The organism is Methylobacterium cerastii (genome assembly GCF_022179125.1).
Taxonomy (GTDB): Bacteria; Pseudomonadota; Alphaproteobacteria; order Rhizobiales; family Beijerinckiaceae; genus Methylobacterium; species Methylobacterium cerastii.
Genome location: NZ_BPQG01000100.1, coordinates 1 through 20,441, shown reverse-complemented (window position 1 = coordinate 20,441; position 20,441 = coordinate 1). Strand labels below are relative to the sequence as shown.

The window sequence follows — 20,441 nt, the reverse complement described above, 5'->3', positions numbered from 1 at the left end:
AAGAGCTTGGTCATGAGATTGTATCATCGATGTCGCTAAGCTGACACAGCCAATGGTTTTGGCGCGATTTCTAACCTTGATCTGGTCGTGAGACGGACAATCCGTGTAGGCTCCGACCGATTGAGGCGCCCGGCGCCCGGCGCACGGGCGACCGGCTGGATCGGAGGAGGACGTATGCAGATCGACGCTCCCGCCGTTGCCATCCAGGGTGAAACCCTGGCAGAGTTCCTTCGCCGTCGGCGCGGGGTCGCGACGGTACCGGCACAGCCGCGCGCCAACGGCGGCGCGGCGGAAGCGATCTGGCGGGGCGGGACGGTCTCGGCGGTCGACCTCGCGGATGCGGTCGCGGTCTTTCACGGGGTCCCGCGGGCCGACAGCCACGCGATCGCCGGACTTCCCCATGCCCTCGACGCCCTGTCCCGCGACTTCCTGCGCGAGGCCTACCTGTATCCGGTCATGCGCGACGGGCACCCGCTGCTGGTGACCGCGGACCCCGGCCATCTCGAACCGATCCGCGCAGTCGCCCTCGCGCTTGGCCGGGCGGTGCCGCTGGCAGTGCTTTCGTTCGAAGAAATCGAGGAGCTGTTCGAGCGCAGTCGCCCCGCCGACGCGCCACGCGACGAGGTCGAGAGCGAGACTGGGACCGACTACGCCCTTTCCGATGACATCGAGACCCTGCAGGATCTCGCCCGCGGCGCCCCGATCGTGCGCGTCATCGACGGGATGCTAGAGCGTGCGATCCAGGCGGGCGCCACCGACATTCACATCGAGACCGGACGCGAGGAATTGAAGGTCAGGTTTCGCGTAGACGGTCACTTGCGGGCGCAGCAGACGATGCCGCGTCACATGGCAGCCGCGGTGATTTCGCGGGTGAAGATTCTCGCCGGCCTCGACATCGCCGAACGCCGCCTGCCGCAGGACGGGCGCACCAACGTCAAGGTCGGCAATACCGAGGCGGATCTGCGCGTCGCGATAATGCCGACGCTCTACGGCGAGACGGCAGTGCTCCGCATTCTGCTGAAGGACACGCGGCTACTCGACTTCAAGCGCGTTGGCCTGTCAGACCGCGACCGCGACGCGGTGGTCAGGCTGCTCGCTGAGCCACACGGCATCATCATTGTCACCGGCCCCACCGGCAGCGGCAAAACTACGACGCTCGCCACCGCGATCTCTCTGCTGAACGATCCCGCGCGCAAGATCGTCACCGTCGAGGACCCGGTGGAGTACCAGCTCCCCGGAATCCATCAGACCCAGATCAAGCCGGCAATCGGCCTCACCTTTGCCACAGCTCTGCGATCGTTCCTGCGCCACGACCCAGATGTAATCATGGTCGGCGAGATGCGGGACCGCGAGACCGCGGCGATCGGCATCCAGGCCGCTCTTACCGGCCACCTCGTGCTGACGACGCTGCACACCAACAGCGCGGTCGACGCGGTGGTGCGCCTTGTTGATATGGGCGTCGAGCCGTATCTCATCGCGTCGAGCCTGCGCGGGGTGATAGGCCAGCGGCTGGTTCGTCGCTTGTGCGAGCGCTGCCGGGTTCCAGATCCAAAGGGCCTCACGGTCGCTCGCGACCTCCGCGCCCGCCGCGGCGGCCCCGAGGCGACGGGTCACAACTTTTACGCAGCGACCGGCTGTGCTCATTGCAACGAGAGCGGCTTTCGCGGCCGCATCGGGGTGTTCGAGGCACTCGCTGTCAGCGACGACTTGCGTGACCTCATCCGCGGCCAGCCCGATCCCCGTATCCTGCTCCAGGCGGCGCGTGCAGTCGGCATGACCACAATGCTCGACGACGGGATCGAGAAGGCGAGCCATGGGCTCACCTCCCTCGACGAGGTTATGCGGATTTCGGGATGACGCTCTCTACTGGAATGATGCCTGCCACGATCCGTCCCGCAGCTACCGCGGTGCAGACGATCGGCGCAGCCCTGCTCGACTCCTTTGTTGCGACCCTCCGGCCACTCGTTGCCCGCTTCTCGACGGGCGTGAGCCACGTCGTCGTGATCGCGCCGGATGGACTCATGCTCTACAGCTTGCGGAAAGAACGTCTTGGCACGCCGCTGCATCTGGCCGACAATGTGCGCGCGCCGGAGGCGTTCCACGCGGGCGCGGTGCAGTTGCGACTGCCGCCGGAGGTGTTCCTGACGCGCTCGCTGCGTCTTCCCGATGCTGGGCGGAGTTATCTCCAGCCGATCATCGCGCACCGCTTGGAGCGCCTGACGCCCTGGCGGGCGGACCACGTTCTCTATGCCTACAGCGTCGTCGATGGCGTCTCAGAGGATGGCACGATCGGTGTCGATCTGCTCGCGACATCCGTCGATCTCGTGGCGCCGTTCCTGGCACGCCTCGCAGGTGCGGGGCTCACAGCGACGGCGCTGGGCAGTGCTGCGGAACCGCTCGACGCGCCGCTACGCTTCGACCTCTACAAGGGGCGTACGCAGGCTGCCGACGGCCGCCTTCGGGCACGTATCGGCCGCGGCTTCGCGATCCTACTCGGCGGGCTCGCGACTACTTGCCTGTTCTCAGCGATCGTAGCAGCTTCGGCCACATCGGACGCAGAGGATGTCCAGCAGCGGCTCTCGGCGCTACGCACGAAGCTCGCGCTGCGCGGCGGGTCTGGTACATCACGCGAACGCGCCCTGATAGAGGGCAAGCGCGTCGATACCGCGACGATCGTGCTCATCGATAAGCTGAGCCACGCCTTGCCCGACGACACGGTACTGCGCGAACTCGACATCGAACCGACCCGGATTCGCCTCGTGGGCCGCTCTGTCGATGCGCCGGCGCTGATCGCACGCCTCGAAGTGGATGCCGGCTTGAAGAACCCGCGTTTCGCCGCGCCAGTGATCCGCGATGCCGACAAACGGGACGCCTTCGATCTGGTAGCGATACGCGGCGACGTGCCGGACGCGGCGCGATGACGCTCGTGGAAGCCCGTGACGCCCGCTGGTTCGGGCCGCTTGCCGTTGCGCTATGCGTTGGCATACCGCTACTGTTGCTCGCAATCACGATCACCAACCTCGCGCGCTGGTCGGCGGCCAATGCAGTGGTAAATACCGCAGTCGGCCATCTCGCCCAGGTCGAGTCGAGGATCCGGGCGGAAGCCGGTCGTCCAGTGCCGACGCGCGGTGACCTTTCAGCCCTTTATCTGACGGCTGAAACGGGGAGCCTCGCCCGCGCAGAACTGCAGCAGCGTCTCGCCGGCCTCGTCGAACGCGCTGGCGGCCGGCTGATCGAGGTTCGCGGCGACGAAGCACCCGACGCCGCGCCTCAGCGCAGCATCCAGCTTCGCCTCAGCCTCGACATCGGCAACGAAGGGCTGTTCGATCTGCTCAAGGCGGTCGAGACCGGCCTGCCGCTGCTGACGGTCGAGGCCGTGAACATCCGCCCGGTGTCGGGGCGTAGCACGGGGGGCGAGGAAGCCAATCCAGCCCTACGCGTCGCACTCGCGATCCGCGGCTACCGCCGCGAGAGCACGCAATGATCCGCCCACATCGTCATGCCCGACGCCGCGGCAGCGCCGCCGGCGTCGTTCTAGTTCTCGTTCTTCTCGAATTGGCGATCGTGCCGACGTCGGCTCAAGTTGCGAACGACCGCCCGCTACCAAGCCCAGTGCAGAACCTAAACCCGCTGAGCACGCTCGATCCCGGGACGCTCGATGCCTTCAAGGGACGGCCGCTCTTCGCGCCGTCGCGCCGCCCACCGCCACCGCGACAGGTTTTTACCGCTCCACCGGCGCCAGTGGCGGTCGAAGCTCCGCCGCCGGATCTGCGCCTCGTCGGGGTCGTCGCCGGTGTGGACAAAGCCGTCGCGATCCTGCGCCGTCCAACAGGCGGTTCCTCGCTCAGCCTCAAACTCGGGGACTCGGTCGAAACATGGCGTGTCCAGGCTATCGGCCCCGATCGCGTCACGCTTCGTGACGGTGCGCGCGAGACCACGTACCGGCTCTTTAGCGTGGGCGCATCAAGCCCTCCGGGTGCGCGTCCAGGCGGTCCTCCGCCGATCGGCATTCAGCTGGGGCGATGACCCATCTTGGTGCTCAGCGGCGCCGAATGGGGTACCGCCGGCCGCTATCTGCGTAGGATTGCCCCGCGATTTTCACTGATGGCGGGCGTGAGGCCCGCCCGACTGCCTAAGACTCAACCGTCATTGGTATCTTGGAGCATCGCCACACCTTCAAGCCACACGGCAATCTCATGATGTGATCGCGCTGAGGGGATTGCTGATGGCCTGCCCACACTTCCTCAATATTGTATCGTCCAAGCCGGGCATGGTCGGGCCTGCGATCCCCGCGAACGTTTCAGCGAGGTGGCGTATTCGATCGCGCGCGTCGCTCTCGATGTCGGCACGGGTTCTACCTGCGGTCGATACGACGACCGAACCCGTGATCCGGCCCGCCTCGCTTATGAGCGTGAAGTTGAACCTGCCCATGCGGCTGCGCCGCACGACGTAGTGGACCTTCGACATCGCCCGCCTCCGGCAAAATGTTTCTGCAGGTGCCTACGGTGTGAGGTGTGCTCAAGTTTCGAGGAAGCGTCTCGATTCGGGCCGACGATCCGAGGGGTCGGTTGCGTATGCCGAAGATCGAGATCGGCGCTCGGCAGAAGCCGCACCGAGCCGACCGCGAGAGCGATGAAGATAGGCCCGCGCCGATCGCCGAATGGTCAGCCTCTTTAGAGACCGCATTCGGCGACCCACGTTTCACCCCGTCGGAGAGCGATGCCTTGCCCTCCGACGACGATACCTGTGCGTCGACTAGCGCAGGGTTCCGTTGAGGCCGCCGGGGAAGAAGCCGCCCGGGCTCTGGGTGGTGTTGAGGTAGACGATGTTCAGCACCTGGCCGGGGGTGCGGGCGAACACAAGGCCCTGGGCGTTAGTCGGAACGAGGTTGGCATCAGAGAACTGGAAGCCTGGGGTCGCAGACTGGGTTCCGCTAATGCCCTGGTCGAGATCGGTGTTACCGTCGAGCGAATCGCGAGCATTTGAGATCGCGTCCGCCTGATTGATCAGGCCCTTAGCGTAAAGCGTAGTGCGGATAATGCCAGCGTGATAGGCCTCGACCGCGAGGATGCTAGCAGCAGCGCTTAGATAGGTCTTGTTCTGGATCGCGCCGGCAGCTCCATTATAAGCGGTGACTCCGACATCCTCGAAGATGAACGAGGCGAGCAGGAAGTTCGTGTCGTTGGCGTAAGCGTCGAACCGGTCGTTCGCACCGATCAGGCCAGCCGCACGGGCGGCGGCGGTGAAGGCGAAGTCGATGTCGAGGCGAGGACGGCTGACGGCTGCGCTGCCCAGCGCCGCGCGCAGGAAACGAACGTGAGCCTCCTCGTCGGCGGCAATCTCGAAAGCGTACTTGCGGACATTCGGATCGGTGAACGGCACTGCTCTGCCGCCGCCGTTGACAGCACCGATGGCGCCGACGCCTTGAAGGTCCGCAGCTTTCAGGCCGGTACCATTTACGGCGTTCAGGTAAAATTCCGCCTCAAGATACTCAAGGTTAAGCGCGAAGTTCAGAATGTCTGCATCGGTCACATTCGATGGGAGCGCCTGGGCCTGGGACTGGGTCGTGGTGTTGCCCAGGATGGCGGCGCCGGCGATACCGAGGCCGAGCGTCTGTAGGAAGGCGCGACGGCCCTTTTCGAGGTTGACGACGCGAGTGCCGGTCTCGAGGCCCGCAAGCTCGCTCTCTGCAGTGTTCTGCTTGTCGATCATGGTCCGTTTTCTCCCAACGTGTCGCACGCCTGGAATTGCGGCGTCGACGGCGAAGTTAGCGGTAACGCGATTCGTCACAATGACGAGTGTACTAAAAGTGGCTTAACTATGTAGCATTTTCTTTGACTGTGTCTAATCAGGCACGCAATAGTAAGAATGCTGTTGTAGGGCGCTGGTCCCGGTGGGCACGGACAAAAATGAAGGGTACGTTAACGAAACGCCGGGATCGGAAAAATCTCCCATGTCTTTGACGCGGCTATCCTTTGCTCTGGTTTGTTGCGCGGGACTCCTCGGCTCCGTCGCCCTCGCCCGTGACACTGCCCCCCCGCGTGCCAGCTTGACCGGCCCAGAAACGGAGATGGATCTGACGGCGCGTCCGCTGCGCCGGACCGTCACAGGCAAGCCGTCGCGAGATGCGGTCGTCGCGCCTGATCGTGGCGAGGGGCGGACCTACAATTTCAGCCCCGAGGACGTCGAGGCGACTGCGGGGCTTGGCTCCGAAGCGGTGGAGATCGGTACTCAGCCCGCCGAAGCCGGTAGCTACCGCCTCAACTTCGAGCGGGCCGAGGTGAAGGATGTGGTCCACGCAATCCTTAATGATACACTCGGCCTCAACTACACGATGGCTTCCGACGTTGCGGGCCAGATCACGATTTCATCGCCCCGCCCGATGACTCGGGTCGAGCTGCTCTCGGCGCTAGAGACCGTGCTGTCGGGCCAGGGTTACACCATGACCCGCAACGCGGCTGGCTACCGCATCACCTCGGCCGCCACCAGCATCGGAAACGTCAGCTTCGGCAACGCGCAGGTGCCGGGCTACGGTGTCTCGGTGGTTCCGCTGCGCTATGTTTCGGCCGCGGTGATGTCGAAGCTCGTCTCGGGTTTCGTCACTGAGGCAGACGGCCTGCGCTTCGATACTGGGCGCAATACCATCATCGTGAAGGGCCCCGGCCCGCGTCGCCAGGAAGCGGTGAGTGCGATCCTAGCCTTTGACGCGGACTGGATGCGCGGGCAGTCGGTCAGCTTATTCGAGCTGCGCCGTGCCCGGCCGGAGGCAGTCGTCGCCGACCTCACGCAGCTGTTCGACACCGGCGAGAACGGGGCGAGCTCGGGCCTAATCCAGTTCAAGCCGATCACGCGCCTGCGCGCCGTGATGGCGATGTCGAAGAACCCGTCCCTGATCCGCCGGGCTGAGACCTTCGTGCGTAAGCTCGACGGCACGGTCGAGGCCGCCGAGGAAACGGTGTTCATCTACAAGGCGCGTTACCGCGACGCGAAGGAACTGGCGCGCGTCATCAACGGCCTGTTCGGGACCGGCAACTCCAACATGAACACCAACACCCCAACGCAGGGCGCCGGGCTCGGCGGCCTCAACGGGGGCGGACAGGGGCAGGGCCGGAATTTTGCTGGTGGCAATCAGGGCGGTGGCCTGAACGGCGGAAATTCCGGATCCGGTTATGGTAGCCTCGGCCAGGGCAATTCCGGCAACCAGGGCGGCAGCCAGCAGAACACCGGCACCGACCTCCTCCGGGCACGGTTCGCCTCTGCCTACGGCGACTCGGCGTCAAGCAACGGCATGGCCGATGGCGGCCCAACAGCGCTCGGCGGCGGCAGCGACAGCCTCGACCTGACCCGGCGCGGTAACGGGGCGCGGCGCGTCTCGATCAGCGCGGACCCGTCGAACAATTCGGTCATCACCTATGCCGACGGCGAGACCTACCGAAAAATCAACGCGGCGCTCCGCCAGCTCGACGCGACCCCGGCGCAGGTGGCTGTCAATGTGACCATCGCCGAGGTGACGCTAACCGACCAGCTCAAGTACGGCGTGCAGTACTTTCTCGACTCTAAGAACATCGGGTTGGGTAAGGGCAAGGGATCGATCGGCCTGCTGAGCGCGGCCGCGGCGACGGCCGGCGGCGCCACCAACGCGTTGACGGCGGGGGCCGGCGGCGGATTCAATTTCCTCGTCGGCGGCTATTCCGGCCCGGACGTGGTACTCTCGGCGCTCGACGGCTTCACCGACGTCAAGATCCTGTCCTCACCCTCCCTAGTGGTTATTGAGAACCAGCCCGCCTCGCTCCAGGTTGGTGATTCCGTGCCGATCACCACGACGCAGGCACAGGGGATCACCGTGCCTGGCGCCCCGCTCGTCAGCCAGGTCGAGTTCCGCGACACCGGCATCATCCTCAACGTGGTCCCGCGCATCGGCCAAAACGATGCCGTGACCATGCAGATCGAGCAGGAGATCTCGGCGGTAGTCGGCGCTTCGAACACCCTGACGCCGACGATCTCGAAGCGCCGCGTCGCGAGCACGATCTCGGTGGCCAACGGACAGACCGTACTGCTTGCCGGCCTGATCAGCGAAAAGCGGCAGACCTCCCGCGACGGTATCCCGTTCATCGATCGAATCCCGAACGTCGGTGACCTGTTCAGCTCGGTCGACAACGGCGCCCAGCGTACCGAACTCGTGGTGTTCATCCGACCCGTGGTGGTGCGATCGGGTCGCGATGCACAGCGTGTCGCAGAGGATTACCGCGGCAAGCTGCTCGATGCAGGCGCTCGACGCGGTGCTGCGCTGCCCGCCCGCCGCCCGGTCTACAAGCACTGACCGACCGCGCATGTTCGTTAGACGCGTCGAAACGACCGATTTCGCCGGGCTCGTGATCGCTGTTGCCGTCGCTGGCGCAGCATTAGCGACCTGGGTCGGTCCAGGCCCCATAGCGACGGGAGTCGTCGCGCTCGCTCTGGCCGTAATCGGCCTGCGGATCGTCTGGCAGGATCTAGCGGATTTCACGATTCCTGACGCCGCGACCCTGGCTCTAGGACTTATCGGCCTCACGGCACGGATCGGCGACGGCGCCTATCTGGGCGAGACTCCAATTGCGAGTATCGGCTTGGCGTCTCTCGACGCCGCGATCTGCGGCGGCGTCCTGCTCGGGTTGCGCGAAGGCTATTACCGTCTCCGTGGCCATGACGGCATTGGCCTTGGCGACGTGAAGCTCGCGGCTGCCGGCGGCGTCTTGCTCGGCACCGTTGGACTCTCCTGGGCGGTCCTCGGCGCGAGCCTGACCAGCCTCGCCGTGATCGGCTTGAGCCGGATTCTACCCGCTCTGGCGCGCGCGGTTCCGTTGACCGACCGGATTGCCTTCGGCGCCGTCCTCGCCCCCGCGCTTTGGACGACGTGGCTCGTCGGACAGATCCTGCCCGGCGTGCTGGGGCAACCGTAGATGTCGATCTTCGCCTACATGGCTCTCGATTCCGCGGGCAAAATTCTGAAGGGGACGATGGAGGCCGAGGCGAGCGGCGAAGTCTTCGCCCATCTCGACCGGATCGGCTGCACGCCGATCTCGGTCAAGGCGGAAGCCCGCGGGGGGCGGCAGGCCGAGCGCTCGCTGCGGGACTGGTTGACGCCTGACCCGCGACCCGAGGACATCACCGGCCTGACGCTGGATCTAGCGATGCTGCTCAAGGGCGGCGTCGCACTCACCGAGGCGCTGCAGATCCTCTCCCAGATGGAGAGCCGGAGCTGGCTCGTGCGGGTGCTGCGCGACCTTCATGCCGCACTCAGCCACGGCAAAAGTCTGTCGGAGGCGATCTCCGCGCACCCGAAGCTGTTCCCGCCGATCTACGTGAAGATGGTTGAGGTCGCCGAGACCTCTGGGCGACTGGAAGAGGCGTTGAGCGGGCTCGCCGCCGAGCGCCAACGCGGCGAGCGCCTCCGAAAGCGCTTTATCTCCGCGATCTCTTATCCCTGCTTCCTGGTGATCGCGGCGGTGGGCGTGCTGTTCTTCATCCTGATCTACCTAATCCCGAAGTTCGAGGTCGCGCTTCAGGGTTTCCGCGACAAGATCGATCCCTCGGCGCTGGTGGTGTTCGAGATGTCGGGCTTCCTCAACCGTAACCTCGACGTCGTAGTGCTGTCGATGGCTGGCCTTCTTGCGGGCGCGGTTCTGCTTAATCGGATCAGCAGCGAGCGCGGGCTGTGGCTCGCCCTGCTCGCGCGCCTGCCGTTCAGCCGAGCAGTGCTAGCTAACGAACTCACCGTCACCTTCTGCCGGACGCTGGCGATCCTAGTGCGCAACCGCGTCGATATCTCCACCGCGCTACGCCTGATCCGTGGCGTCGTGCGCTTGCCTGGTGCTGGCTCCGAGATCGACCGGGTCGTCGCAGACGTGCGCCAGGGCCAGCGCCTCTCCGAGACCCTGTCGCGCGGAAAGCTCTTTCCCCGGCACGTGGTGCAGATGCTCCGCGTCGGCGAGGAGTCCGGCGATCTTGCCGACAGTGCCAGCCGCGTAGCGGTTTTCTACGAGGCCAAGCTCGACGCGGCTCTAGGTCGCGTCATCGCGGTGGTGGGGCCGGCGGTGATGGTTCTGGTAAGTCTTCTGATCGCGTGGCTCATCATCTCGGTGATGACCGCGCTCATGAGCATCAACGACCTTCTGGTCTGAGGTTTCGTCCCGATGATGGCTTCCGTACGTTCCCGCTTCGATCAATCCGTGCGTGCCCGGCGCGATGCGCAGGGCGGCTTCACCCTCGTCGAGTTGCTCGTCGTGCTGGTGATCCTTGGCCTCGTCATGGGCCTCGCCGGTCCGCGTGTGCTCGGCTACCTGTCGAGCTCGCGCGACAAGGCGGCCAAGCTCCAGATCGAATCCTTCGCCTCGGCGCTCGACCTATTCTACCTCGATAATGGCCGTTACCCCTCGACGAGTGAAGGCCTGCAATCGTTGGTGCAGCGCCCGCCCGCCGCGGAGAACTGGAGTGGTCCCTACCTCAAGCAGGGCAGCGTTCCGGCCGACCCTTGGGGACATCCCTACGAGTATCGGACGCCGGGCAAGACCGCACCCTACGCCATCCTCTCGCTCGGCGCCGACGGCGTGAAGGGCGGCAATGGCGTGATCGGCAAGGAATGACGGCCGGGGTTCAAAGCGACACGCGCGAGCGCGGTGCATCGGCGGGCTTCACGCTGATCGAGGCGCTCGCAGCCTTCGCGATCGTGGCTGTCCTGAGCCTCGTGGTGCAGCGGGGCGTGGTGCAGTCGCGCGCCGGGCTCGTGGCGGTGGAGGACAGGCTCGCCGCCGAGCGCGTCGCCCGCTCGCTTCTAGCCGAACCTTTGCGCGTATCGGACATCGGCAGGGGCGGACGCACCGGAACCCTGGACGGCTACCGCTACACCATCCGCCTCGCGGCACTGGAGCTTCCCTTGCCCGAGGCCGAGCGCGACGCGGAAGGCGGCTGCCAGCAATCGGCCGGCTCCTGCGATCCCGCAGACCCCGCCGCGCGCATCCGCTGGACGCCGATGCGCCAGGACATCGAGGTCCTGACCCGCCGCGGAACGGTCGTGACGTTCGAGACCATCCGCCTCGGACAGACGGCATCAGCTGATGGCGGGGGGCGGTAGCATAATCGCTACCGAGACAGGGCCGTGGCCGTCGCGATCCGGCTGGAACCGGCGCGTTTCCGAACCTCCGGTCTCGCGACGCGAGGCAGACTGAAAGCGATCCGTATGATGGGCCTCGAGACCTTCCTGAAGCACTTCTCGAAAGCCGCGCGATCGATCCCGGATCCGATCCCTCCTGAGCCGGAGGCTGCCTCGATCCCGGCTGCGCCGGCCCCGACGGAACCGGCGCCTGCCGCGCACGAAGCGGTCTCGGGCGAGCCGGTCACACTTGGTGAGACCACGTGGCGGCAGGTGCTCGACCCCGATTGGGAGGCACGGCGCCAGGTGCTCGACTGGAAGGGCCTGCCGCAGGTTCACGACTACGTAGCCCGCCTGATGACCGGCCGCTCCACCGCCGAGCGCGGTTTATGGCTCGACTGGACCCTCGACCGCCACCTCGCACCGCTGCGAGAGCGCCTCGGCCGCGATCTCAGCCTCGCCTCGTTCGGCTGCGGGCCGGGCGGGATCGAAGAGGCGATCCTGCGCCAGGGACACTGGCCTCTGTCGAAGATCACGCTCTATGAGTACGACGCGGCCCTGCTTGCGGACGCCCGGCGCAAGATCGAGCCGTTTAAGCTCGAATCCGAGTTCCTGGCCTTCGATTTCAACCATCCGCCTCCGATCGACCGCAGCTTCGACGTGGTGTTCTTCTGCCACTCCCTACACCATTGCGCTGACCTCGAACGGTTTCTACCCTTCCTCAACCGGATCGTCTCGCCGGACGGGCTCATCCTTGGGCTGGATTATTTCGGGCCGCCGCGCCTTCAGATGGACCGGGATGCCCGACGGCTCGCCGACGAAATCTTCGGCTACCTGCCCGCGCACCTGCGGCGGAACCTGAAAGCGGAGCAGGAGGACCGGATCGATGCACGCCTGACGCTGCCGACCATCCCGGCGGTAGCCAGCTACGATCCAAGCGAGGCGCCCCGCAGCGCCGACCTGCGCTCGATGCTGTTTGCCGCCTTCGACGTGGTCGAGGTACTGCCGATGGGGGGCACGCTGCTGCGCAACCTGCTCGCCGACCGCGCCGGAAATTTCCGCAGCGAGAGTGACATGGCGATCCTCGACCTGACGATGATGATCGAGCGGATGGCGATCGAGACCCGGCTCGTGGCGTCTGACGACCTCTACTTCGTGGTCAAGCCGACCAACCGGATCTGACCCTTGCCGCCTCGGAGCCGGTCAGCGCTCCCAAGCGGTGACGTAGTACGGTGCGTCGCGGACCGGAGCACGGGCCAGGGTAACGGCGACACTGCGGTTGGCGGCCGCCACGGTGGTGACCATGACGCGGACGCGGAAGGCCGTGCCGCGTGTCGTGGTGATCAACGGCTGCTGCTTCGGCAGCAAAAGCTTGAGTCGATCGTCGATCGTCGCACGCGGCGCAGCACGCAAAGCCACCACCTGCGCGACGAGGCTCGGACTCATCTCGGGCAGCGCCATCAGAACCGTCGCGGAGGCTTCCAGCACGTTCACGCGGCCCTGGACGTTGTCGACGGTGAGCAAGGGCGCGAGGGCGGCCACATCGTCGTCCGTGACGTCGGCCAACCAGCGGAGTTCCGCCACGGTACGGAAGCCGTCTTTGCCCCGGCCGACGGGCTTGGCCGCGAGGTTGATCTTGGCCGGATCGGCGTTCGCCGGCGGCTTGTCCTCGTAGCGGTCGCGCCATTGCACGACGCGGGCGGCGAATAGCTCAGGCTTTAAGCCGGTCAGCCCAACGGCGCGATACGCGCCTGCCAGCAGCATGGGATCAGACCAGTTCAGGTCGATCCGGCCAGATTCGTCGACTGCGGACAGGGTGATGGTGCCGCCGTCGACGGCGATCCGCTGGTCGCGGATCCGCGCCGTCGGGAGTTTCAGTGCGAACAGTTCGTGGGCCGCGAGGTCGATGCCGGAGCGGACCATCGCGTCGAGTCTGAGGTCGTCGGCGGTACCGCGCACGCCATTGATCGCTGAGCGCACCATCAGCGCCGTCCCGCCGGCAAGGCTCAGGAGCAGGGCCATGATGCCGAGCACCGCCACGAGGATGAAGCCGTCCTGCCGGCTGCGCATCTCAGCGCCCAACCGCAGCGGCCATGCCGGCCGTCGGCACGCCGGGCTCGCCTTGGGCCTCAAGCGAGCGCGGATCGATGCGGCTGCAGAACGCCTTTCGCGGTGCGGCGCAGCCCGGCTCTGCCTCGATCCGAAGCGGGACGCGAAGGCTCGACAGGATCTCCCCACTTGCGGGATCGGTGAAGGCGACGCGCACGGCTATCGGCAGCGTTTGGGCCGCGGGCCAGACGTCGACCAAGAGTTCGGGAGCGCCTTCGCCAGGCGCCACCACATAGGCGAAGCGGACCGAGGCTGTGCCAGAGTAGACCATGTGCGCGGACGCGAAATCGAGTGCGGCCTCGTCGCGATCGATGGGCGAGAGCGGCGCCTCGGCGCGAAGCACGGTGCTGCCGTCCTTCGTCTCGGTCCCCTGCAGCAGGATCGCGAGGCTTCGGGGTGTGCGGTCCGCGTCAGTTCGGTCGAGGGAGAACAGCATCCGGTCGGGCAGGCCGGCGAACACGAAGTTCCGCTGGCCAGGCCCGGCCCAACGAGCGCGCGCGATCGACCCGATGTCGCGGGCGAGCGCGGCCAGAGCGTGGCCGGCGACGTCTAAGCGTTCGGTGCGCTCCGCCGTCCGGTCGGCCTGCCGCGACATTAGCCCGAGCAGTGACCCGACCGCGACGAGGATGATCGCACCGATCGCCATCGTCGCCAGCGCCTCCAGAAGGAGGAAGCCAGCCGAACACGGCCGCGCGGGCGGGACGCGGAGACGTCGCGCGGTGTGTGTTGCGCGGGCGTCCCCCTCAATCGTCAAGACGTGCGCCCCGGTCAATCACGATCGCTGCGGTCTGCGGATCGACCCGGACCGACAGGATGCCGGACCGGTCGGTCCGCATCAGAAAAATCTCTCCGCCCGACGCCCGCCCGTCCGGCAGGAAGCGGATGCCGTCGAGCCCCGCGCCGGAGATGCGCAGGAACAGGTTGGTTGGGATGGCGACTACCCCATTCTCGGCGCTGGACAGCACGCGGCCACCCGCGAGATCGACGACGCTTGTCACCGGGCGCCCGCTGCGGACGGCTTCATCGCGGTCAGCCCTAAGAATCGCCGCGATCTCGAACCCCTTAACCCGCAAGCTCGTCGCGCTCCCCGAGAACGACACACGCGGCAAGACAAGTGCAGCGATCAGGCTGATGATCGCCAGGACCAGCGTCATCTCGATCAGGGTGAAACCCGCATGGTTCACGCGGTGGGAGGCGTCGGCCGGTTTCATGCGGTTTTTTGAGAATCCTGACCCTGCGACGGAACTCCAGCCGCAGGAAGTCTGCCCCATGGGGAAGCACTTGCATCCGAGCGCGTCGAATTCGAGGCATCGCGTGAGGTGCTCAGATCCAGTGTTCGGCAATATCGCGGTCCAAGTCGAGGGCGATCGTGTCCGCCAGCACGGCCAGAGGATCCGCGCCGGGCATGAGTACCGCCGTCCGGTGCACAGTGCCTGCGCGCCAGCTTTCTGCATGGGGCATGATCAGCCGGTATAACCCTGGCAGGTCCGCCGCGATCTCGAGGGGATAGGCACGATGAGCCGCGATCTCTGATGCGACCACCGGCAGCCCCATGGCGAGCGCGAGCGCAATGCCGCACGCGACGCCCTGCCGGCGTTGCGGGGTTAGATAGAGGTCGCTGGCCGCCAACAGGTCGAAGAGGTCGGCATCGCCAAGGGACGCGAACGTCACGAGGTCGGTAGGCTCGTCGGGACAGGCGACGGGACCACGGCTGGCCGCGACGAAAAGAGGTCGAACTTTAAGTGCCGGATCGGTGAACGGATATTCGGTGGCAAGTGCGACGAAGTCCTCAATGCCATCGTCCCGCGCGTCTCCTGCGTCCATGCCGAAGAGATTGATCACAACGAAGCGCCCGGTGAAACCGAATTTTTCGCGGAGCGCCGGGCGTCGCACAGCCCAGGCCTCGGACCATGCCGCACCCGCCGGGCGGTCATGGGCAAGCAGCACCGTCTCCTGCCCGAACAGGGCGTCCCGTGCAGACGGCGACGTCGAGAAGACGCGGCGCGCCAGCGCGGCGTGGTAGCGCTTGTCGAGAATAGCGTCCGTCCGCGCGTCGCGATCGGGCCCCGATCCCGGCGGCGCGTCGCCGTGATCGACGCAGTAGACGAGCGGCCGCCGCCCAAGATGCTGCGTCACCGCAAAGAACGGCGCGGTGTGGGCGATGACCGCATCGACGCCTTCGCGCGTCGCGAAGACCGCCGCCTCCGCGGGATCCGCGAGTCGGACCCGACGGCGATCCGGGCCGGCGGTCACGTCCTCCCGGTCGGGGCCGCCGAGGATGACCTCGAAGCCCCGCGCGGTGAGAAACGCCGCCTGATCCGCCACCCACCGGCCGATGCCGCCTCCGGCGCTCAGCAGCAGAACCCTGCGAACGCCGGAGGGCGGACGCCGCCACGGGGGTACCACCCGCGGCGGCACCGCAAGCCTGCCGATTTTCTCCCGCGATAGGTTCGGATTGTAGAACGGGTCGTCCCGGATCACAGCCGCATGTCGCCGCCGCACTCGGATCGCCTCGCGGACACTGCGACCACGCTTAGCTGGAGTCGATAGAGTACCCCGCGAAACAGATTCATGATGATAAAGCAACGCTTCGGCGATGTAGATGTTGCGGTATCCAGATTTAGAAGCAGTGCAGCATAAGTCGACATCATTAAAGTCTACTTGCAGTAACGGATCGAAACCCCCAATTCTCTCAAAAACTGATCGCCGAATTGCGAGGCAGGCTCCAGTGACAGCACTAATTTCGCGAGTTACATCGATTTTATGAGCAATGGTATTCGATAGATATAAATGGTCATGCGCTCCAATGCTTTCTATACCGAGCACAACGCCACCGTGCTGCACTGTATCATCTGGATATAGCAATCGTGCGCCAACGGCACCTGTCTCCAGCCTAGTGGCGTGGCCGGCAAGAAGGCGTAGCCAGTTCGGCTGCCGGACGGTGGTGTCGTTGTTAAGAAAGACGAGAATGTCGGCTGTCGCCCCCGCGGCGCCAACATTGCAGATCTGGGCGAAGTTAAAAGAGCCGGGCGAGACAACAACAACCACCCTTTCATTCGTAGCGACTTCCGCAAAATATATTGCAGTATCACTCTCCGACGAGTCGTTGTCGACGACGACGATTCGATAACGCTCGGACGGGTAGTCGGTGAGCGTCCAAATGCTGTCGATGCAGGCCCGAAGTAGGGCGCTCCGGTCCCGAGTCGGAATGACGATCAGGACGGTGGGCAGCGGCTCCGGCGGCCAGTGGAATACTGGAGCCGCGGTCCGCAACGGATCGAGCACGGGCTGGTTCGTGCGCGATGGCGGCACCGCCGCGTCCACGGCGCGGTGGTGGAGGATCAGGGGGATACGGATCACCCGTGCGGGGTCGAGCCCGAGCAGCAGCTCCGCCCAGGCCATGTCGGGATCCCAGAGGAGGTCCATGGCACGTTTCAGCGGCTCGCGGGTCGGCGGGACGATACGCAGGACGATCACCGCGCCGGCATAGGGCACTTGCTGCATGAGGACGGGCGACATGTCCGGCGTGAATACCGGCGCGTGCCGTGTCCCGGCAGCGTCGATCCGGTCGTGATCGCTGTAAGCAGCGTACGCTGCACAATGGTCGAGCGCGGCCGCGAAAGCATGACAAGCGTGCGGCCGTAGCCGGCTCGCCCCGGTGGCAAGCAGTACAATATCCCCGTCCACGAGCCCGGCAAGCGCGTCTGTGGCCGCTGCAATGCAGACGATCCGCGGCTCGGCCGCCGTCTGAGCAACGACTGTCTGCCAGGAGGCTTCGTCCATGTCCGGGCCCCGCAGCAGCGTGGCGCGCCATGGGGCGCCAGCCTGATCTGTGAGATCACAAAGGATCGCAGCGATCCCGCTGGCGCCGTCGCGACTGGCGACTAGGACGACGTGCACGGAGGACCGCGCCGGTTCGGCGGCGATCCGCTCCAAATCTACTGCGTTCAGAGCGTCGTGCTCAGCTAGCCAGCGCCCGTAACGTGAGACCCCCGTTGGGTGGTAACCGCGGCGAAGGCCCAGCCGCAAGTAATGGACAAGTGGGCTCGGAAAATTTTCGTGGTAGTTCGGATATGTCAGCGCATAATGCTCAGTATCGAAGGCCGGGCCAGGATCACGCAACTCGGCTGCGCCGTATTCGCGGTAATGAGCTAGCGGATCCCATCCGCTTTTAGCGACGTCCGGGTAAGTATCGAGGTACCACGCGTCGTCGAACAGCCCGCTCGTGCGAATCAGGTAGAGCAGCGACGCGTCGTCTTTCCGCAGCCAGACCGGACATCCAGTCTCGGCCTCGCCTGCCTCGATCGCGTGCAGGAAAGGCGGCAGCGGACCCGTACCGGCCGCGGGGACGGCGTCGAGGTAGCGGCGCGTGTCGAAGTTTGGCCCGGGATCGCGATGCTCGTGCAGGCCGTATTCGCAGAAATGCGCCAGCGGGCCCGGGCCGAAACCCGCGAGTTCGGGATAGGTCGCACGATACCATTCGGCGTCGAACAAGCCAGAATCCTGAACGCGTCGGGTATGATCCGCGATTACCGGATCGACGCGCGAACGACGTTTGCTGCGAAAGAACTTCATCGCGTCCTGTTCCGCCTACCCTCTGTTGCCGGTCCGGAAGCGCCCTCGACGCGGCAAAGACAACGTGCCGGAGCATCGCGCACCGGGATCGGACCCGTTTGCCGCCGTCCACGCGCCGACGGCGTGGCGGCGGGTTCGGGGAACGGGGATGCGCCCGAACGAAGGTTTGCCGCCGCGGGCGCGGTCAGTCGAGATCGAACACCCACCCCTCACCCTCGGCGCGAAACCCGGAATCGGCGAAAACGTCGGCACAAGGTGCGTTCCTGTCCGTCGCGAGAAAGCACGCCGAGACCCGGGTCGAACCGTCCCGCTTCAGCCCGTCGACGATGCTCGCCAGCATCCGCCGTTCGATGTCGAGCCCGACGACGCGGCAACTCATGACGAGCTGTTCTATCGCGGCGCCGCGCACGAGGACGGCGCCTACGAGGCCGTAATCGGTGAAGCGGTCGGCAACCGAGAAGGCATGGATCACCGCGCCCTCCTGAAGGGCCGCCTGCATCGCCTCCGAAGTCCACCGATGGCCGGTGGTGTTGAACTGATTGGTCTTGTTGATCAGTTCGAGCGTGCGGGGAAAGCGGCCATGCCCGATCGTCGTGATGACGTCCGACGCGACCCGAATGTCGAGATTGCCCAGAAACTCGGTACGCGAGACCGTCTTGCGGGTCTCCTCGCGCACTACCTGCGCCCGGATCATCTCGGTCCTCCTTCCGGATTCGTCCGTGATGAACGGCACCTGCGTCTCGGCCGACCACAGAAGCGTCCGGCGGATGCCATAGAGGTCGGCCCCGAGCGTCCGGATGCCGGGAAACGCCGCCTCAATGGCGGCCCGCTCGACCGGGTTGTCGTCGATGAACACGGTGCTCGACGGCAGGACGTTGACCTGTTGTAGGATCGCGGCGACGCTCTCGACCTTCGGATTCCAGCCAATCATCACTACCGCGAAATCGGCGAGTTCCAGGCGGTCGCCGAGTTGAGAATCCCAGGCGGCGCGGATCGTCGCGTCGTCGTTCTTACTCGCGATGGCAAGCACGATCCCCCTCGCCTTAAGGACGGCCAGCGCCTCGGCGAGGCCAAACGGCCAGCCCTCGTTGGTCTTCGCCTCGCCCGACTCCTCGGCGAGCACGCCGCGCCAGAGCGTGTCGTCCAGGTCGACGATCACCAGCTTGACGGCATCGATCTGCCGCAGCGTCCGGACCATCGCCTCGATCTCAGCGTGGACCGCATCGAAGAACGCGGCGATCCGCAGATCGCTCTGCCGGCTGACCGGCGGCGGCGGGTGGAGGCGGGCGCGATCGTGGGCGGCATCGAAGTCGCTCAACGTCGAATTGTGGTTCAGCATCCAGAGATGCTCGTCCTGAACGTGGATGCGTCCGATCGTAGCGGAGATGGCGTCGAAGTCGAGGATGTGGCCGTTCGTATAGCCAGCGACGAGATCGGCAAGACTCTCGTTAAGGCGATCGATGAAATAGCTGAAGTTCCTCAAGTCGTTGCGCGGCAACAGGCGCCCGAGCACGTCCTGTTGCGGGCGAAAGTAGTTGACGACGAGGCTCGCGAGTCCAGTCTCGCGGTTCCAGCGCATCGCCGCGTCGAGGGCGAGGCTCAGGCGCTGCACGGCTTGATCGAAGACGAGCCGGTAATCCTCGGTGCGATGATACTTGAGCTTGGCAAAATGCGCGTCGGCCAGCAGGGTGCGCAGCGGGATCTGGACGATCTGCACATCGTAGGCGGCGATCGGCTGCGGCGGGGAGTCGGGCAGTCGTCCGATGTTGTTGAACAGGACGAAGTCCCCGGGCGTCGCACCGCTGTCGTTCGAATAGGAGACCAGATCTTCGACGAGGCAAGAGCCAATCACCAGGATCCGCCTCAAGCCGGTCGGGGTCGCCCGCAGGCCGGTCGGGATTCGAAACTCCTTCGGGTCTCGGGGGCTCCGTGAACCCGCAACGGGATCGGCCGGTACGTCTCCATCGCGCGATGTGGCGCTGGAAATCGGCCCGAAATCCGACCTCCGCGGCGACAAGAACCTCCAGAGCGACGTCATACGGTTTCCTGCTGGGCCGACGTAAATGTCGCCCGTGCCGCCTCCTTAACCGTGTCGATCGCGCAGGGGTATCCCGGCATCTATAGAACAACATGCGCGGCGCCTTCATCGTGCGCGCCGGTGCGTCGATGCCGCCTTCTTCTCCTGAAAAGCGTCCATCGCGTCGCAACCCGCTACCACAAGCTCATTTGCAAGGACGCCTCGGCCGTCGTCGTCGCATTCTGGTGCTGATCGAGCCAAGACTTGAGTATGTTCCCGGGCTATGCCGAATCGGACGGGTAGGGTTCTGGAGGCAGGCCACGTCGCCTACGCGCGTTTTTTTATTTTCTGTTTGCGAGAATCGGGTTCCCATCCGCCTCTGAGCGCGCGATGCGTTTCGATTAATCGACACCCCCCACCCCTTGCTGGCCGACACTGATTGAAACGAATGGGATGCGATGAATGGGGCTGAGGGTATGGGCCTACTTGGACCGGTAGAGCAGATGCGGTGTAGCTGTGTCCCCGGATAGGGGTCGGGACCGACGTGGGGCTGGTATCTGCCGGAAGGCCCGAGACAGCAGCTTGATGGTGTGATCCTCCCCCGGTTCCACG

The 20,441-nt window shown here is 65.5% G+C and carries 16 protein-coding genes; 9 read left to right on the top strand and 7 right to left on the bottom strand.

Annotated features, from left to right (window positions below; all coding sequences use genetic code 11):
• The first annotated feature begins 174 nt into the window (after positions 1-174).
• Genes MFF13_RS24300 through gspM form a run of 3 tightly spaced genes read left to right on the top strand, consistent with a single transcriptional unit; the run spans position 175 to position 3,484 of the window.
• On the top strand, positions 175-1,857 hold the full coding sequence (locus MFF13_RS24300) for a GspE/PulE family protein (protein ID WP_238273160.1): 1,683 nt from the start codon (positions 175-177) through the stop codon (positions 1,855-1,857).
• Positions 1,854-2,921 (top strand): PilN domain-containing protein, encoded by a 1,068-nt coding sequence (locus MFF13_RS24295; RefSeq protein WP_238273159.1) that lies wholly within the window; start codon positions 1,854-1,856, stop codon positions 2,919-2,921. The genes MFF13_RS24300 and MFF13_RS24295 overlap by 4 nt, the downstream gene beginning before the upstream one ends.
• Positions 2,918-3,484, top strand: a complete 567-nt coding sequence (gene gspM / locus MFF13_RS24290; RefSeq protein WP_238273158.1) for a type II secretion system protein GspM — start codon at positions 2,918-2,920, stop codon at positions 3,482-3,484. Before MFF13_RS24295 ends, gspM begins: the two co-directional genes overlap by 4 nt.
• Positions 3,485-4,194: 710 nt before the next feature.
• On the opposite strand, the gene MFF13_RS24285 is transcribed toward gspM, so the two are convergent.
• The gene (locus MFF13_RS24285) at positions 4,195-4,467 is read right to left on the bottom strand and encodes a hypothetical protein (RefSeq protein WP_238273157.1); all 273 of its coding nucleotides are present in this window, start codon (positions 4,465-4,467) and stop codon (positions 4,195-4,197) included.
• 288 nt (positions 4,468-4,755) lie between these two features.
• Positions 4,756-5,712, bottom strand: coding sequence for a ferritin-like domain-containing protein (locus tag MFF13_RS24280; RefSeq protein WP_238273156.1), 957 nt, complete (start codon positions 5,710-5,712; stop codon positions 4,756-4,758).
• Between the two features lie 358 nt (positions 5,713-6,070).
• Here MFF13_RS24280 and gspD point away from each other — a divergent pair, with 358 nt between their 5' ends.
• From gspD to MFF13_RS24250, 6 genes are all read left to right on the top strand, one after another.
• Positions 6,071-8,320 carry a type II secretion system secretin GspD gene (gene gspD / locus MFF13_RS24275; RefSeq protein WP_238273155.1) on the top strand — a complete coding sequence of 750 codons (2,250 nt, stop codon included), beginning with the start codon at positions 6,071-6,073 and terminating at the stop codon, positions 8,318-8,320.
• The gene (locus tag MFF13_RS24270) at positions 8,262-8,939 is read left to right on the top strand and encodes a prepilin peptidase (protein WP_238273154.1); all 678 of its coding nucleotides are present in this window, start codon (positions 8,262-8,264) and stop codon (positions 8,937-8,939) included. The genes gspD and MFF13_RS24270 overlap by 59 nt, the downstream gene beginning before the upstream one ends.
• Positions 8,940-10,160, top strand: coding sequence for a type II secretion system F family protein (locus MFF13_RS24265; RefSeq protein ID WP_238273153.1), 1,221 nt, complete (start codon positions 8,940-8,942; stop codon positions 10,158-10,160).
• Between the two features lie 15 nt (positions 10,161-10,175).
• Complete coding sequence (gene gspG, locus MFF13_RS24260) at positions 10,176-10,622, top strand: type II secretion system major pseudopilin GspG (RefSeq protein ID WP_373322604.1); 447 nt, start codon at positions 10,176-10,178, stop codon at positions 10,620-10,622.
• Complete coding sequence (locus tag MFF13_RS24255) at positions 10,619-11,110, top strand: prepilin-type N-terminal cleavage/methylation domain-containing protein (RefSeq protein ID WP_238273151.1); 492 nt, start codon at positions 10,619-10,621, stop codon at positions 11,108-11,110. Before gspG ends, MFF13_RS24255 begins: the two co-directional genes overlap by 4 nt.
• Positions 11,111-11,215: 105 nt before the next feature.
• Positions 11,216-12,310, top strand: a complete 1,095-nt coding sequence (locus tag MFF13_RS24250) for a class I SAM-dependent methyltransferase (protein ID WP_238273150.1) — start codon at positions 11,216-11,218, stop codon at positions 12,308-12,310.
• Positions 12,311-12,331: 21 nt separating this feature from the next.
• On the opposite strand, the gene MFF13_RS24245 is transcribed toward MFF13_RS24250, so the two are convergent.
• From MFF13_RS24245 to MFF13_RS24225, 5 genes are all read right to left on the bottom strand, one after another.
• Positions 12,332-13,168 carry a type II secretion system minor pseudopilin gene (locus MFF13_RS24245; protein ID WP_238273149.1) on the bottom strand — a complete coding sequence of 279 codons (837 nt, stop codon included), beginning with the start codon at positions 13,166-13,168 and terminating at the stop codon, positions 12,332-12,334.
• Between the two features lie 31 nt (positions 13,169-13,199).
• Positions 13,200-14,009, bottom strand: coding sequence for a PulJ/GspJ family protein (locus MFF13_RS24240; RefSeq protein WP_238273148.1), 810 nt, complete (start codon positions 14,007-14,009; stop codon positions 13,200-13,202).
• Positions 13,981-14,448 carry a GspH/FimT family pseudopilin gene (locus MFF13_RS24235; protein WP_238273147.1) on the bottom strand — a complete coding sequence of 156 codons (468 nt, stop codon included), beginning with the start codon at positions 14,446-14,448 and terminating at the stop codon, positions 13,981-13,983. The genes MFF13_RS24240 and MFF13_RS24235 overlap by 29 nt, the downstream gene beginning before the upstream one ends.
• 112 nt (positions 14,449-14,560) lie before the next feature.
• Positions 14,561-17,812: a glycosyltransferase gene (locus MFF13_RS24230; RefSeq protein ID WP_238273146.1), complete on the bottom strand. Its 3,252-nt coding sequence runs from the start codon at positions 17,810-17,812 to the stop codon at positions 14,561-14,563.
• A 184-nt stretch (positions 17,813-17,996) separates the two neighbouring features.
• Positions 17,997-19,850 (bottom strand): HAD-IIIC family phosphatase, encoded by a 1,854-nt coding sequence (locus tag MFF13_RS24225; protein ID WP_238273145.1) that lies wholly within the window; start codon positions 19,848-19,850, stop codon positions 17,997-17,999.
• Positions 19,851-20,441: the final 591 nt, after the last annotated feature.